Annotated in this window: 15 protein-coding genes and 3 pseudogenes; 11 read left to right on the forward strand and 7 right to left on the reverse strand. The window is 43.6% G+C overall.

Annotated features, from left to right (window positions below; all coding sequences use genetic code 11):
• Positions 1 to 302: 302 nt before the first annotated feature.
• From IM477_RS22950 to IM477_RS22955, 5 genes and pseudogenes are all read left to right on the forward strand, one after another.
• Positions 303 to 392: pseudogene (locus tag IM477_RS22950) on the forward strand (divergent PAP2 family protein); the annotation flags it as partial.
• A 44-nt stretch (positions 393 to 436) separates the two neighbouring features.
• Positions 437 to 1,805: pseudogene (locus tag IM477_RS05795) on the forward strand (AAA family ATPase).
• A 76-nt stretch (positions 1,806 to 1,881) separates the two neighbouring features.
• The gene (locus IM477_RS05800) at positions 1,882 to 2,211 is read left to right on the forward strand and encodes a DUF3226 domain-containing protein (RefSeq protein ID WP_287730884.1); all 330 of its coding nucleotides are present in this window, start codon (positions 1,882 to 1,884) and stop codon (positions 2,209 to 2,211) included.
• A gap of 56 nt (positions 2,212 to 2,267) precedes the next feature.
• Positions 2,268 to 2,567: a DUF3226 domain-containing protein gene (locus IM477_RS05805; protein WP_287730885.1), complete on the forward strand. Its 300-nt coding sequence runs from the start codon at positions 2,268 to 2,270 to the stop codon at positions 2,565 to 2,567.
• A gap of 11 nt (positions 2,568 to 2,578) precedes the next feature.
• Positions 2,579 to 2,713, forward strand: coding sequence for a DUF3226 domain-containing protein (locus IM477_RS22955; protein WP_353845531.1), 135 nt, complete (start codon positions 2,579 to 2,581; stop codon positions 2,711 to 2,713).
• 206 nt (positions 2,714 to 2,919) lie between these two features.
• On the opposite strand, the gene IM477_RS05810 is transcribed toward IM477_RS22955, so the two are convergent.
• Both IM477_RS05810 and IM477_RS05815 read right to left on the reverse strand, forming a co-directional pair.
• Entirely contained in the window at positions 2,920 to 4,773 is a 1,854-nt protein-coding gene (locus tag IM477_RS05810; protein WP_061433479.1) for a peptidoglycan D,D-transpeptidase FtsI family protein, read from the reverse strand.
• A gap of 170 nt (positions 4,774 to 4,943) precedes the next feature.
• Entirely contained in the window at positions 4,944 to 5,501 is a 558-nt protein-coding gene (locus tag IM477_RS05815; protein WP_287730886.1) for a hypothetical protein, read from the reverse strand.
• A 123-nt stretch (positions 5,502 to 5,624) separates the two neighbouring features.
• Here IM477_RS05815 and IM477_RS05820 point away from each other — a divergent pair, with 123 nt between their 5' ends.
• Entirely contained in the window at positions 5,625 to 5,777 is a 153-nt protein-coding gene (locus IM477_RS05820; protein WP_072319912.1) for a transposase, read from the forward strand.
• A gap of 44 nt (positions 5,778 to 5,821) precedes the next feature.
• Here IM477_RS05820 and IM477_RS05825 read toward each other — a convergent pair whose 3' ends face one another.
• From IM477_RS05825 to IM477_RS05835, 3 genes are all read right to left on the reverse strand, one after another.
• The gene (locus IM477_RS05825; protein WP_287730887.1) at positions 5,822 to 7,186 is read right to left on the reverse strand and encodes a GTP-binding protein; all 1,365 of its coding nucleotides are present in this window, start codon (positions 7,184 to 7,186) and stop codon (positions 5,822 to 5,824) included.
• A 194-nt stretch (positions 7,187 to 7,380) separates the two neighbouring features.
• Complete coding sequence (gene folK, locus IM477_RS05830; RefSeq protein ID WP_287730892.1) at positions 7,381 to 7,845, reverse strand: 2-amino-4-hydroxy-6-hydroxymethyldihydropteridine diphosphokinase; 465 nt, start codon at positions 7,843 to 7,845, stop codon at positions 7,381 to 7,383.
• The gene (locus IM477_RS05835) at positions 7,842 to 8,612 is read right to left on the reverse strand and encodes a sirohydrochlorin chelatase (protein ID WP_502866534.1); all 771 of its coding nucleotides are present in this window, start codon (positions 8,610 to 8,612) and stop codon (positions 7,842 to 7,844) included. The genes folK and IM477_RS05835 overlap by 4 nt, the downstream gene beginning before the upstream one ends.
• 252 nt (positions 8,613 to 8,864) lie before the next feature.
• Between IM477_RS05835 and IM477_RS05840 the strand changes: the two genes are divergently transcribed.
• The 3 genes from IM477_RS05840 (at position 8,865) to IM477_RS05850 (ending at position 10,179) form a co-directional block, all read left to right on the forward strand.
• Positions 8,865 to 9,131 carry a hypothetical protein gene (locus tag IM477_RS05840; RefSeq protein WP_287730888.1) on the forward strand — a complete coding sequence of 89 codons (267 nt, stop codon included), beginning with the start codon at positions 8,865 to 8,867 and terminating at the stop codon, positions 9,129 to 9,131.
• Complete coding sequence (locus IM477_RS05845; RefSeq protein WP_190718128.1) at positions 9,121 to 9,708, forward strand: hypothetical protein; 588 nt, start codon at positions 9,121 to 9,123, stop codon at positions 9,706 to 9,708. Before IM477_RS05840 ends, IM477_RS05845 begins: the two co-directional genes overlap by 11 nt.
• 204 nt (positions 9,709 to 9,912) lie before the next feature.
• A complete protein-coding gene (locus tag IM477_RS05850; RefSeq protein WP_287730889.1) occupies positions 9,913 to 10,179 on the forward strand; it encodes a hypothetical protein in 267 nt (88 codons plus the stop codon).
• On the opposite strand, the gene IM477_RS05855 is transcribed toward IM477_RS05850, so the two are convergent.
• The gene (locus IM477_RS05855; protein ID WP_287730890.1) at positions 10,176 to 11,840 is read right to left on the reverse strand and encodes a transglutaminase domain-containing protein; all 1,665 of its coding nucleotides are present in this window, start codon (positions 11,838 to 11,840) and stop codon (positions 10,176 to 10,178) included. The two genes, IM477_RS05850 and IM477_RS05855, sit on opposite strands and share 4 nt — an antisense overlap.
• A 112-nt stretch (positions 11,841 to 11,952) precedes the next feature.
• Here IM477_RS05855 and cofG point away from each other — a divergent pair, with 112 nt between their 5' ends.
• Positions 11,953 to 12,840 (forward strand): 7,8-didemethyl-8-hydroxy-5-deazariboflavin synthase subunit CofG, encoded by an 888-nt coding sequence (cofG, locus tag IM477_RS05860; RefSeq protein ID WP_287691560.1) that lies wholly within the window; start codon positions 11,953 to 11,955, stop codon positions 12,838 to 12,840.
• Between the two features lie 530 nt (positions 12,841 to 13,370).
• Positions 13,371 to 14,684, forward strand: coding sequence for a cytosine deaminase (locus tag IM477_RS05865; protein WP_287730891.1), 1,314 nt, complete (start codon positions 13,371 to 13,373; stop codon positions 14,682 to 14,684).
• Here the strand turns inward: IM477_RS05865 and IM477_RS22965 are convergent.
• Positions 14,661 to 14,759, reverse strand: a pseudogene (locus tag IM477_RS22965) (DUF952 domain-containing protein); the annotation flags it as partial. The gene IM477_RS05865 and the pseudogene IM477_RS22965 sit on opposite strands and share 24 nt — an antisense overlap.
• Between the last annotated feature and the right edge of the window lie 77 nt (positions 14,760 to 14,836).

The following is a 14,836-nucleotide window of genomic DNA, read 5'->3' on the forward strand; positions in this document are numbered from 1 at the left end:
ACTTAAACTAATAAAACGGAGAGGCTATGGCTTTAGAAACTTTCGGAATTTTTGGGTTAGAAGTATGTTATCTTGGCATCTTGTCTGTTGATTTAGCATAAAGGGTAACGAAGAGCCAAAACTCAACAAGCTATTCAGAATATTGAAGAACAAAAAACCTTAACTGTTTGCAAGGATGAGGTTGAACTATATCGGCAGCTAGGAATTTATTGTCATTAATCTCTAGAGTCAGCGATTCCCTCTGTAGTCATGTTTTTGCTGGTTTTCTGCCCCGAAACCAGCTATAATGCTCGAAAGGTGAAAAGGGACTAAAAGCGCTGATTGAGTTAATCCGCGATGGTAAGGTGAGTCTGCGCTATCTAGTCTCGTCGGGGGCTTTGGCTACTGGGGTTGAGATAAACTAGATTTAATAACTGAAAATCCGGGGTAATCACTCATGTTACAATCCCTAAAAATTGAAGGCTTTCGCGGGTTTCAGAATTTTGAGATGGCCAATCTTGGTCGAATTAATCTCTTAGTGGGTAAAAATAATAGCGGTAAAACTTCTATTTTAGAAGCGATTCAGTTTTTGTATGCTCAGAATAATATAGATATATTTCTTGAAACTATTAGCTATAGAGGTGAGTTTGGTTGGTCAGAAAGTAATCTACCTATAGCGGTAAGCGCTTGAGTGAGATACAGACCAAGCTTTGCCTAGCATGGTTTATAGCTCGTGACACTGTACCTCATACGACTGCACACCGCTATAGTCGCACTAAAGTTTTTGAAATTTGTCATTTATTTCCTGGGCATGAAATCATCCCAAGTAAAAAAATTATCATCAGTGGATATGGCAAATCCTATCTAGCAAGTGTTACCATTTCTGTTGAAAGCATTCCTATACAACTATCTTTATTTTCAGACAAAAATGATGATATAAATCAAAATAATGATAACAATTTCGACAATGAGGAATGGGGTAAACTTCTTTTAAGTATTGGATGGAGTCAATCACAAAAACCTATTGAACTGGAACTTCTTGCCAACGGTACTCTTGCCAGAGATTCTATAAGAAGAATAGCTAGTTTAAGCAGAATTTCCCATAAAATAGGTATTGATAATAAAATTGAATTGAAGTTCTTATAGCGGTAAGCGCTTGAGTGAGATACAGACCAAGCTTTGCCTAGCATGGTTTATAGCTCGTGACACTGTACCTCATACGACTGCACACCGCTATAACACCATTTTCTCTAACAAGTTCTGATATGGCAGCACTTTTTGATAACATTGTTCTCTCTCCTTTAGAAGATTTAATTATTGAATCTTTGAAAATTATTGAGCCAAAAATTGAAAGGATAGCCAGTGTTGGTTCTGGCAAGTATTTAAATTCAAATAACCTAGGTGTTAGAGGTGGGTTTTTAATCAAAATTAAAAATCATGATCAACCTATACCTATTGGCAGTTTAGGCGATGGATTTTGGCGAATGTTAGGATTAGTTTTAGCGATGGTTAATCTTGAAAATGGAATTTTATTAGTTGATGAAATTGATAGCGGATTGCATTTTACTGTCATGACTGATATGTGGAAAGTCGTCTGGGAAACCGCCAAAAAACTCAATATTCAGGTATTTGCCACCACTCACAGCCGCGATTGTTGGCAAAGTTTAGCCGAATTAATTACCGAAGAAAAAATTACCGATAACGATATTACTATTCAAAGGATAGATAGGGAAAAAAGCCAATCTGTAATCTTTGATCCAGAAGAAATTGTTATAGCGGTGTGCAGTCGTATGAGGTACAGTGTCACGAGCTATAAACCATGCTAGGCAAAGCTTGGTCTGTATCTCACTCAAGCGCTTACCGCTATATTGCTGCTACAAGTAATCTTGAGGTGCGGTAACAATGCCTAAAATAGAGACAAAAAAGTTATTAGTGGAAGGTGCAGAGGAATTGAGAGTTATTCCCCAATTAATGGCAGCAAATGGAGTTACTTGGAATAGAGGGGAAGAACCATTGAATATCATAAATTGTGATGGTGTTGAAAATTTACTAAAACCTAAATATATCTCTACGCAACTAAAAACTCCTAACGGACTAACTCATTTAGGAATTATTATGGATGCGGACGAAGAACCTGATAATCGTTGGAAAAGTTTATATAATGCCTGTTTACCAAATATACCTAGCTTACCTCAAAATTTACCAGCAGCGGGATTAATTATGACTCTATAGCGGTAAGCGCTTGAGTGAGATACAGACCAAGCTTTGCCTAGCATGGTTTATAGCTCGTGACACTGTACCTCATACGACTGCACACCGCTATAGAATCGGGGATAAAATTCGGTGTGTGGATGATGCAAGATAATCAATCTAGAGGGATGTTAGAGACTTTTTTAGCCTATTTAGTTCCCGATAATAATCTTTGGCAATATACACAAAACAAGGTGATAGAGGCAAAACAACAAGGGGCAACCTATAGCGGTAAGCGCTTGAGTGAGATACAGACCAAGCTTTGCCTAGCATGGTTTATAGCTCGTGACACTGTACCTCATACGACTGCACACCGCTATATAGAGATTATCATCTAGATAAGGCTAATATTCATACCTATTTAGCTTGGCAAGATCCGCCGGGGAAACAACTTCACGATGCAGTAAAACAAAGAATACTTAATCGCTCCCATCCCCAATCAGCAAATTTTTTGAGATGGTTACAGGGGTTATACGAGATTTGATAAGTAGGGAGGCACAATTATTTGTAGGATGGGTTAGCGGTAGCGTAACCCATGCGGGCGTTGGGTTTCATGCTTCAACCCAACCTACGTTCATTTTATATTTAATTCCACCCACCCACTTAGAAGTATGGATCGAAATGGGAATGACAGCCCCATAATATTTCTCTGTGCTTTGTTAGGTAAAGCCTCTTTCAAAAAGACTTAAATTAATCGTGCCGCGGGGGTTTATTGGTCGCAGAACCCGCCGGAACGACCTTGGAGGTGGGGGGGATACCTTTGAGGGAAATGAGGGTATTCATCACCGTTTTTGCCACAGGAGCGGCAACAGTGGAGCCAAAAGTATTGGCACCCTTGGGTTCATCCACCACCACCAAAACCACATAACGGGGCGATTCGATCGGTAAAATCGCGACAAAACTGGTAATTTTGGCGTTAGGTAGATAACCCCCCGTCGGACTAGCTTTTTGTGCGGTTCCCGTTTTGCCTCCGATGCGATAACCGGGGATTTGGGCCGCTACCCCCGTCCCCTTGCTGACGACGGTTTCCATCATTTCCACCACTTGCCGGGCCACGGTGGGAGAAAAGACTTTTTTGCTGGGATAATCGGGCTGCCAGTGCAAACGGCCGCGGTCGTCGGCTAATCCTTTGATCACATGGGGAGTTACTAAGGTGCCACCATTGGCCAGCGCACCGTGCAACTGTACTAATTTTAAAGGCGTTAGGGATAAACCTTGACCAAAGGAAGCGGTGGCCGATTCAATGGCATTATCCAGAAATTCTTGTTCGGGTTTGAGATATCCTGCCACTTCTCCGGGTAAATCTACGCCAACCCTTTGATTTATTTCCAATCCTAATAAACTTTTATAGAAATCAACTCGCCCCATTTTTTGGGCAATTTGCACCATGGCCACGTTACTAGAGGTTTGCAGAACTCTGGCCATATCTAGCGCCCCATAACCCTGTTTAGAGGCATTTTTAATCGTCCAGGGACCGACAGTAATTGCCCCCGGATCATTGACTACCGTACTAGCTTTAATTGCCCCCGCTTCCATGGCCATGGCGACAATAATTGGTTTAAAAGTTGACCCCGGTTCGTACTGATCGGCTACGGTCCAATTTTTAAATAGAGCCACATGGGCTTTATAATATTCATTGGGGTTAAAAGTTGGCTCACAAACTAGGGCTAAAAGAGAACCGTCAAGGGAGTCCATAACGATGACGGCTCCCCGTTTAGCATTAAATTTCTTTAGCTGTTCTCGTAGGGCCGTCCTGGCGGCTCTTTGTAGTTTTAAATCGAGGGTTACTTCTAACTGTAATTCATCAAATTGAAAGATACCATCGGGAACAAAAGCGGGTAAAATTCGCCCGTCTCCCATGCGTCTTGTATTGACAGAAAAGGGATCTCTTTCTAATAACTGACTGGAACCTCTCTCTAATCCTGCTTGACCACGATGTTCTTTATCTACATAGCCAATCACGTCGGCTGCCACATCGTCTTGGGGATAATAACGAGCGTACTTTTCCTCTAATTCTACACCGTCAAGAGATAATTGTTTTAATCCCCTAGCCACGGATTCGGTTAATTGATTGGCTAAACGAATTCCTGTTTCTTTTTCTTTAAATCTTTGAATCAGTTGATTAGTGGGAATATTTAATAAAGGAGCTAATTTATCAGCCACTTCTGCCGGCGGAATAGCAAACAGTTTTGGGTGTACATAAAGAGTATAAATCAAGCGATCGGTCGCCAAAACATTACCATTACTATCGACGATCGCCCGTCGGGGAATATAGGGTCTAATACTGGTAGTTTGCTGTTGTCTGGCTCTTTTTTGCAATTCCTGTCCTTGTACTATTTGCAATTGGTACAATCGCCAAGCTAAACCCACAATACCCATGACTAAAATCAACCACACCGCCACCAATCGCCCGTTACTCAAAGGCAAATTTTTTAAGTTTTTTTGCCGTTTTTTGGCGTTTAAATAGGACTTTCTGTCCTGGATCCTGCCAGAGGGCGATCGAGTTTTTTTACCTCTAAATCTGGGTCTTTTTGTGTCAGTCATGAGCAGTATCTTTCAGTAACCAGTGAGCAGTAAGCAGTAAGCAGTAATCAGTGAGCAGTAAACAGGAATCAGTAAACGGTAAACAGTAAAAAGACAGTAGGAAACTTCTCTTTAATACTGCACACTTAAAAACTCACATCTGATAACTGTTAACTGTTAACTGATAACTGTTAATAGGCACTTCTCGGTCGAGAAGTGACGGTAGATTGGGGTTGAGAAGCGGTGGCTGGTTTCAGGTTAGGGGCAGATTTACGCTGTAAAAAGATAGTTTGGAAGGGTTGGGGATGAGTTAATCCGGTTTCGGGTTTTTCTGCTTGTTGAGCTAGTTGATGTTTAAGGGTTTCATTGGTGGCCAAAAGATGGCGCTCGTGACGTTGCAGTGTTTCCAGTTTACCAAATTCTTTGTCCCAAACCTTGGGAATATATACCGTCCAAGCATATATTCCCAGAGTCGAACCCAACAGACAAAAAGTAATCACGGCCACTATTCTTTCTAGGAGGCAAAGGGAACGTAATTGACGCGAGGCTAATTGTTTTTGTGTCGGGGCCACGGGAACTCTCGCCACCGATTTAGTCGTCGGTTTGACGGTGGGAGTCGGGGAGGATTGAGTAACTGGTTTAGTAGTGGGGTTGGGGGAAGTTACCCGCGACTGGGGACGACGTTGACTCCCTTGGCTTTTTTGGCGAGAAACGGGAACGGGAACATAGGACTTATGGGCAGCAGACATGATTTTCTCTCAATATTTCTAGCTAGTTGTCGTTGTCAAAAATTAAGTTTCTAAAATTAGGAGTCGGTCATCAGGAGTCGGTCGTCAGTGGTTCGTGTTATGCAATGGACGGGTTTATAAGGGATGAAACCATTATATAGAAAGACATGGCTGCGATTTTTGTCAATTGTTTTCCCTCTAGAACGAACTAATCAATTAAGTCTCTTGCCAGATAAGAATTTAGTCGATTTATGCCATCCGATCGAACCATGCCAAGTAACGAAGAACCATATTTAATTGATCACTGTTGCCTTTTTTCCTTTTTACTTTTTCCTTTAAAATCACTGTTCTAGTTCTAGACGTAAACGATATAAAATAGTTTGCGGATGAACTTGAGCGAGAATTTGATTGATCACCGTACTCGGTCCGGATGCCCCCCAACTACAACCGCGTTCTAGATAGATTTTAGCGGCTTTCCCGATGATATAGGTTCCATAAGCGGCAATTGCTCCCTGTAGGAGAGCGGTGCTACCGTAGAGGGTTAAAGAGGTGGGATTTTCAAAAATACTCGCCGCTGCCGCTGCCGTTTTGCCCAAACCGATAATCACAGTGCTGAGGATTTCCCCCACCAGCAACCCCGCACTACTCAAAAGTAGAGTCCGCCAGAGTTGACCAGCTTGGTGACTGGTAATCGGCAAGCCGTACAAACGAGCTAAAGCCCGAACTAGAGTCAAATCGACGATTGAACCCCCTAGTAGGTCTAAAATAGCGATCGGATTGGCCGCAATCGCTAAAGCCTTATATTTCGCGTATTGCCAGATAATTTCCTCCGCTTGACTGTCCCGGAGTTCCAGGGTTTTTCTAGCGATATTTTCCTCCGCTTCTTGCCCTTGCACTAAAGCATTTAAGGCCAGTAGCGATCGCCCTTCCCGATTTAAAATCGTTAAGAGTTTATCTTGCAGCTCCTCAATTTGGGGGGGAGGGGTTTCCCACTCAGTCACCACGCGCCCATCGGGGTATTCCACCCGGACGGGAATCGGTTGCGGTTCGGCGGCTACCATAACTATCTCATCGCTAGTTAACAAATCTTCTAACGTTTTTTCGTCCCGATTGGTTCCTAATCTCTGTAACTGCTGAAAAATCTGGCGGCGATCGGCTTCCGGATAGAGATCAATCTTATTAAACACCAAAATGATCGGTTTTTTGGCCCGGCGCAATTCTGCCAAGGCCTCGTATTCGGTCCGGGTAATATCCCCCGCGACGATAAATAAAATTAAATCGGCACTTTTAGCGACTTCTCTGGCCATATTCGCCCGCGCTTCCCCTTCAATCTCATCCAATCCGGGGGTATCGATTAATTCTATCTGGATTTTACCCGTGGCTGGTGTCCAACGTACCGATCGCGGCCAGCGTGTCACCCCGTGCAGGGGTCCGGTTGCCAGGACTTTTTGACCGACTAAAGCGTTTACCACCGAGGATTTACCGCGACTGACTAACCCGAAGGCTGCCACCCGAATCACTGTTTCATCCAGTTTATCCAAGGCCGATTTGAGGGACTGCAAATCCTGTTTAACGGCGGCCTGAAGTTGGGGATCGGGGGGATAATTCCAATGGCGGCGAAAACTGGCATACCAAGTTAAGGCCTGTTGTAAACTAGCTTTAGCCTGATTGTAATGAGTTTCCTCGATCGATGGGGTCTTGGTCACGGTTGATTTTTTTACTGTTTATTGATGCTGCTGCCTTTATTGTAGAGTTTCGGGGCGGTAACTGAGACGCGGTTATTTGGGGTGGTGGGGAGGTGGGGAAGTGGGGTAGTGGGGTAGTGGGGAGCAGGAGAGATGGGGGAATTTCAACTAAAACCCTAAAACCCTAAAACCCTAAAACCCCAACACCTAACATCCTACTCCCCCAATCCCAATTGCCCCAATAGCTGAAGGATAGTTTTTCCGGTTACGGGATCTCGCCAATCGGGGGCAATTTCTGCCAGGGGAAGCAGCACGAAGGCTCGTTCTCGGCAGCGGGGATGGGGTATCTGTAATTCGGGCGTTTCTAAGATCAGGTCATCATAAAATATTAAGTCTAAATCGAGGGTACGCGGTCCCCATCTTTCCCGTCGGACTCTCCCGAATAACTGCTCGATTTCTAATAATTTATGCAGTAAATCTAAGGGCGATAAATCCACTTGCACAATGGCGCAACCGTTGAGATAATCGGGCTGAGGAGGGCCGACGGCTGCGGTTTGATACCATTGGGAATGAGCTTCTAGTGTAATTCCTTTGACTCGCTCTAATTCCCCTAAAGCTTGCCCTAAAATTGTCGCTGAATCCCCTAAATTACCGCCTAAAGCGATCGCTGCTCGCTTCATCCACATCCTTCCTCAACAATAATCTCGGCTAATTCCCCCGTCGCTCCCAAAGATTTACCTAAAGATATATTGACATTTGGATGCTTTTGTGATATGTCAAAAACTTGGGCTTCGATCGCGGCCGTAATTCCACCAGTAAAGAGGAAATAGGGCAGTATAGCGATTGTTGGGCTACCTTGAGCGATTAAACTCTCGATTTGTTGGGATAAACTCGGTTCTATCGACCAATAAGCTGTAATTGCCCGAAAAAACGCCGCTAGACTTTCCACTTCCCGATTACCCCCGGGGCGACGACTACCGTGGGACAGTAAAATGCGGTCTTGGGGGCTTAAATCAGCAAATTGTCGCGATAACAGCGATTTTATGCCCTGATAACTGCCTAAATGGGGCTTTAACTCTAGCTCAATCGGCGATCGCACTTTGGCCACGGCCGCGGGAATATCTTCTTTAACGTGAACCCCCGACAGGAGAAACAGGGGGATAATCTGCAACCGGCTACATCCTTGGCTTTGTGCTTGTTGGGCAAAAGCTTCTATTTGTTGATGGAGAGGTGTTATCACTAATTCTAGGGCGGCAGTCCCTACTAATACCCGATTATCTGCTTCTAGAACCGCTAGAGATGGGCTAAACTCCGATTTACTCGCTAATCTTTCGGCGGGTTGACTAATTTTTTCTTGAACTAAGGCTGCTAATCGTGTCACCGCCATGGCTGGACGCGGATCGCGACTACCGTGGAAAACCAATAAGTAGGCTGAGGAGGTCTTCAAAGAAATCTTGCCAAAATAGTTTAGTTTTTAGCCTAATACATTTTCTCTCCCTTTAGGCATAAATGCCCCTGATATTCTCGATTTAGCCTATCTGGATTGGCAAGCGGGAAAACGTCACCACTAGCCCCAAGTGCTACCATTTTACGGGATGTAAAGTGTGAGCAAATCAGCCCGCCGGCTTGAGTTAGCCTAGATATTGAGATATAACCTAATTAATCGCCCAACTTAGTCAACGAGGCAGTTAACGTGAAAGTGGAAACAGACAGTAAACAATTACCCTCCTACGAACAACCACCCCTAATAGAAGTGGTAAAATTACCTACAGTTTTATCATCAGAATCTTGCCGGATAGACGCAGCAGAAGATGATGATGATGAACTGGATTGTCGGGGAGTTTTTGTAGTTTCTCATCAAACGAAAATCTTATTTTCCGAAGAAGTAAACATTAAATCTCAGGAAAAATCCACTTGGAAACCTTGTGTTATAATTGATAATTCTCGAATCGAAGATGATAACTAATGACCTTTGGTATGAGGCGGTAGATGCAAATGTTGAGTTAACCCAAGGGGATATTATTCTTAATTGTCCTGTGGTTCGTTGGGCTTCTAAATCTGTTGAGGTAAGCAATCAAACAGAAATTGAAACACTTCGATCCTTAGTGGAAGTAGCTGAGATTGATCTGGTTGTTATCACCCAAGGCTGCGACTTAGAAAACAAGAAAGTCAATAATGTCATCCTTTGCCCTCACTTTGCTCTCAGCCAATATCAAGAATATTGGGAACAGACAATGAACAATATGAAACAAAATCCTACGGCCAAGGCGTGGGGGAGATATTGTGATGATATTAAAAATGGTTATATATGGAATCTTTCTATGCTCAACGAAGGGGAAATTGGCAACCTAAAATTAACTCATCGAATAGTTGATTTTCATGATGTGTACACTTTGCCGAGGACTTTTTTGGAATCCTTCTTGCAAAATAAACAGCAACCTCGACTTCGTTTACGTCCTCCCTATCGTGAACATTTATCTCAAGCTTTCGCTAGATTTTTTATGCGAGTTGGTTTACCTACAGGAGTAAAAAAAGTCTGGTAATAGATAAATCACCTTAACTTTTACCAATAACTACCTATAGGGAAAGATTGGTTTTTTGACGATTCGATAAATCCTATGGTTTCCTATCCACAGTTCTAGCTTTGTGGGCGATTTGGTTCACTTGATAACGAATTATTGCGATCGCTTGCCAGGAACTAATTTTCAGCGATAATCTAAAGTCAGAGTCCATCGGGAGATAAGATCATGAACTTTCGTCTAGTTCTATTTTCAGGCCTAGTGACGGCTTTAGTCGGGGCAGGTATCGGTTATGGCATTAGCCGCATTGAACGCAATCCCAGCCAAGTCAACTATAAAAATCCCTATCACTATCAAATCATCTATGGACGTTATTTTGCCGGTGCCGGGGCAGCCCTGGGCTTCTCTGTGGGTGCGGGTTTGCAAATGGTCAAAGAACTCAAAGAAGCCAGAGATAGAGAAATGGGCATCCTAGATGATGGGTCAGAATTCTAGTCTTTTGGGGCTAATTCCTCAAGAATGATGAATTGAACGTGATTAATCGCTAAATCACCGATGGGAACTTGGGTTTTTAACACCGGTTGTCCTTCACTGAGCATTCGTTCAAAGGGGATATCTTTGGCAATTTCCGTGTGATACCAAGCTAAACCCATAAAGAAACGATTGGGATAGGGACCACCTTCAAAAATATCATCGGGATTGGACTCCATGGGAACCCAACCGATAGAGGGGAGATAAAATTCCATCCAGACGTGATTGTAATCCGGTTCGAGGGGTAAATTACGTTCGAGGGGATGGGGTGGGCATTTATAACGTCCTACCGTACGACTCGCAATACCATTGAGACGACACAAAGCCAATAATAAACCCACATATTCGCCACAGGAACCCACTCCGCGCCGCAGGGCAATATCGGGGGTGTCGATGTTGGGTTTGATGCCGTAGGAAAGCTGATCATAGACGTAGTTACGAATACTATAAACTTTTCTGAGTATATTGGTTTCCCGACCGATCGCTTCTTGGGCAGCATTGAGGATAATTTCTGTATTCATAGCCAGATCATCATTATCGATCAAATAGCGATCGGGAAAATCGGCGGGTAAGGGGGGTAAATCTTCGCAATCTTTGGGAGTAATTTGGTATTTAATTCCCCACACTTCTAGGACTACTTTCCAACCAAAAATATGACGTTGTTTGCCGGTTATTTGCTTGAACTTAAATACTGCCACCCGCTGCCCGTCCTGAATTTCTTCAATAAAAGGCAATCCCACCGCTTCGACGCTGCGAATTTTTTGCCGCGGTGTTTCTAGGGGTAAAGCGATGCGCCATTCCACATCTTTTAGTTCGATATTATATAGAGGTTCCAATTCCTCGACGTAGGATAATTCAATCAGATAACCGTTAGAAAGGGTGTATTTTTTAGCGGGATCGTAGTGAAAATATAGAGGATGGACAAAAGTACGCGGACGATAACTAAGTTCGTAAACCTGTTCGGAATTGGGATTATCGCGGATAAAGGGTTCTTGGAAAGCATAGGCCACATATAAGATATCCTTGCCACTGTTCGCATCGCAATAAAATGCTAATCCCGTCGGTGATTCAAAAGGAGTTATCATGCTAAAAAGCTGTTCTCCCGTGGCGCGATCAAGACAGTAAACCGTTTGTTCTAGGGTATCCGTTAACCAAAGTTCTTCCCCGCGAATAGTGATATTTTCGATGCCGATACCCGGCGCGTACAAACGAGTAATTTCCTGTCCCGATTGGCGATCAAATATAAAGATTTGTCCAGAACGTTGACAAGTGACATAAATTGTGTTAGCAGTTACGGCGACTCCGTTAGCGGTGTAGGGAAGACGGGTAAAAAATTTCGGGGTAAAATCTTCGAGAGTGCAGCAGTAGAGATTTTCGCGGGTAGTAAACCAGAGGTTATTTTGATCATCGATTGCCAATCCCGTCGTCCCGACGAATTCTTGCCAGCGATGGGAATTAAGTACGGTTGTATGACCAGTATCGAGGGCAATTTGGTATAAATAGCCGTTTTTTGCGTCGATAGCGATTAATTTGTCATCTTGAAATACAATTCCGTGCAGGGCTGTGGCGCTAATCGGGCGAATCGTTTGACGATGGGAGGGAAGACTGGCAGGATCGAAAATCATAGGAGGAAGCGAAAAGGGAGGGTGTTTTTAAGTGAATAAAACAGCAATTCTTCCCACGATAGCAAATTTTATCGCCCTTGAATGCTCGTAATGAACTCCAATTCCGAAAAAAATGTCAAGAATTGTCACCTATAGTCCCTCTCATACCCTTGTACCTACCTACGAGTGTTTCAATCGTTGCAGTTATTGTAATTTTCGCAGGGATTTAGGCACTGATGGCTGGTTAAGTCTAGACAAGGCCAAAGAGATTTTAACTGCTTTGCAGGGTTCGGAAATTACGGAAATTTTAATTCTTAGCGGGGAAGTTCATCCTTTAGCAGCCAATCGAGAGTCATGGTTTCGGCATATTTATAATTTAGCAGCATTGGCTTTAAATATGGGTTTTTATCCCCATACCAATGCAGGTATTTTAACTTTTGCCGAGATGGAAAAACTAAAAAATGTCAATCTATCTATGGGCATAATGTTAGAACAAATGACGGTGACTTTATTAGATACCGTCCATCGTCATGCCCCCAGTAAAGTGCCATCCCTGCGCTTAGAGCAGTTACAATGGGCGGGAGAATTAGGAATTCCTTTTACTACGGGGTTATTATTAGGAATTGGTGAAACAGAATGCGATCGCTTAGTAACCTTAGAAACTATTGCCACTATTCATCAACGTTGGGGACATATTCAAGAAGTGATCCTACAACCCTACAATCCGGGCAAAAGAGAACAGTGGCAAAATAATCCTTTTGATCTGCAAAAATTACCCGATCTGGTTAGGCAAGCCAGGGAAATTTTGCCCCCAGATATTGTCATTCAAATTCCCCCGAATTTAGTACCCGATCCTCTTTTTCTCTTGGATTGTTTAGCGGCAGGAGCGCGGGATTTAGGCGGTATTGGCATTATCGATGAAGTTAATCCCGATTACCTCCATTTACACCCCGATAAATTAAAGGAATTTTTAGCAGTTTATGGCTGGGAATTAAAGCCACGCCTACCAGTTTATCAGTAAACATTAATCAGGGAAAAGATAGCACTGTTAATGCCATTGAACACTCCTTACTTAATACCCCTTAATTGATTATTATTCATTCTTAATTCTCCTAACGACCGACGACCGAGGCTGCATCTCATTTTTGTAAATCTACCAATTGGGATTTTTACGGGGAAACTCTCGGCTAAGATCGGGCATTACTTCCGATTTTATCACTCAATCCAAGCTTTTGGGGGGTTCTACCCCCCAAACCCCCCGTTGGGGGCGTGGCGCCGCCCCCAAACCCCCCGCGCATTAGTTTTTCGGTGGGATGCTTACACGCAGCTGCTGATACATTTGTAATTATCTATAGCGTTTCCTGTTCGCAAGAGGTACATTATCGATGTTGAAAAGCTTAATTAGCAAAGGTTTAACTGTGCCACACAGGTGTGAGAACCGCTATAAGAGTTACTGATAATTGCTGACTGTCGGTATTCCTGCAAATGTGAGATGCACCGACGACCGACTCCTAACCCTAACAACAATTTTTGATTTTTACCAGAGGTCTTATGATTCCATCAAGCGAGCGCTACTGGCTCAAAAATGCTCATATTCCCGTTTCCCTGCTAGAAAATGAGAGTTTCTCTCCCCAAACCTCCGAGGGATTAACCTTAGTTAATCTGGAAATTAATGACGGTAACATTAATCGCATTACCTCAACAATCCCCCCCGAAGATAATATTCCCGTTATTGACCTCAAAAAAAAGATTGTTTTTCCTTGCTTTGTCGATATGCACACCCATCTCGATAAAGGTCATAGTTGGCATCGTTGTCCTAACCATGATGGCACTTTTGACAGTGCCTTAAAAATGGCCCTAGAGGATTCCCGACGGGAGTGGCGCTTAGAGGATGTGTATCGTCGCATGGAATTCGGCGTTAAATGCAGTTATGCCCACGGAACCGCCGCTATTCGCACCCATATCGACTCTTTTGGTCAACAGGCACAGATTAGCTTAACCGCTTTGGGAGAATTGCAACGAAAATGGGCCGGTAAAATCACCCTGCAAGCGGTTTCTCTAGTTTCCCTTGACTACTATCAAACCTCCGAGGGAGCGGCCTTAGCCGATAAAATTGCCGAATTTGGGGGCATATTAGGGGGAGTAGCCTACACAAATCCAGATTTACAGGCACAAATTGATATTACCTTCAAATTAGCCCAAGAAAGGGGTTTAAATCTCGATTTTCATCTGGATGAAAACGGCGACCCCGATTCTACCTGTTTAGCAGCGATCGCGCGTACTGCCATCAAAGAGCAATTTTCTGGACAAATCATCTGTGGTCACTGTTGCAGTTTAGCGGTACAATCCCCTGAAATAATCCAAGAAACCCTAAATTTAGTCAAAAATGCGGGCATTGCTATCGTTAGCTTGCCGATGTGCAATCTCTACCTACAGGATCGTCAAGAGGAAAAAACCCCCTTTTGGCGCGGGACAACTAAGGTAAAAGAGATGAAAAAAGCGGGAATTCCGGTGGCTTTTGCCAGTGATAACTGTCGCGATCCCTTTTATGGTTTTGGGGATCACGATGGTTTAGAAGTCTTTACCCAAGCGGTGCGGATTGCCCATCTCGATACACCCTATGCTGACTGGGTAAATAGTGTCACCCTCACCCCGGCAAATCTGCTCGGATTGCCCCATTTAGGGCGCATTAAGACGGGTCTAGAGGCAAATTTGTTAATTTTCAAGGCTCGCTACTTTAGCGAGCTATTATCGCGACCACAGTGGGATCGCCTCGTGATTCGGCGCGGGTTGAGCATCGATACTACTCTCCCCGATTACCAAGAGTTAGATGATTTAGTTCTAGGAATTGATCAAATCCTGTAAGGGTTTGACAAAAACCACCGATTCTAGGTTGATAGCACCGTAAATATGGGGAAAGGTCTCTTTTTCTAGATGAACGTAGGTTGGGTTGAAGCATGAAACCCAACGCCCGCTCATGTTACGCTACCGCTAACCCATCCTACAAATAATTGTGC

The sequence above is a fragment of the Microcystis sp. M090S1 genome, assembly GCF_020246295.1.
In the GTDB taxonomy this organism is placed as follows: Bacteria; Cyanobacteriota; Cyanobacteriia; order Cyanobacteriales; family Microcystaceae; genus Microcystis; species Microcystis aeruginosa.

Bases quoted from the DNA above. Each gene is read 5' to 3' on its own strand.
- IM477_RS05850 (WP_287730889.1), top strand. From the start codon at position 9,913: ATGAACTTTCGTCTAGTTCTATTTTCAGGCCTAGTGACGGCTTTAGTC.
- folK (WP_287730892.1), bottom strand. From the start codon at position 7,845: ATGAAGCGAGCAGCGATCGCTTTAGGCGGTAATTTAGGGGATTCAGCG.
- IM477_RS05810 (WP_061433479.1), bottom strand. From the start codon at position 4,773: ATGACTGACACAAAAAGACCCAGATTTAGAGGTAAAAAAACTCGATCG.
- IM477_RS05865 (WP_287730891.1), top strand. From the start codon at position 13,371: ATGATTCCATCAAGCGAGCGCTACTGGCTCAAAAATGCTCATATTCCC.
- cofG (WP_287691560.1), top strand. From the start codon at position 11,953: ATGTCAAGAATTGTCACCTATAGTCCCTCTCATACCCTTGTACCTACC.
- IM477_RS05855 (WP_287730890.1), bottom strand. From the start codon at position 11,840: ATGATTTTCGATCCTGCCAGTCTTCCCTCCCATCGTCAAACGATTCGC.
- IM477_RS05800 (WP_287730884.1), top strand. From the start codon at position 1,882: ATGCCTAAAATAGAGACAAAAAAGTTATTAGTGGAAGGTGCAGAGGAA.
- IM477_RS05845 (WP_190718128.1), top strand. From the start codon at position 9,121: ATGATAACTAATGACCTTTGGTATGAGGCGGTAGATGCAAATGTTGAG.
- IM477_RS05820 (WP_072319912.1), top strand. From the start codon at position 5,625: ATGAAACCATTATATAGAAAGACATGGCTGCGATTTTTGTCAATTGTT.
- IM477_RS05815 (WP_287730886.1), bottom strand. From the start codon at position 5,501: ATGTCTGCTGCCCATAAGTCCTATGTTCCCGTTCCCGTTTCTCGCCAA.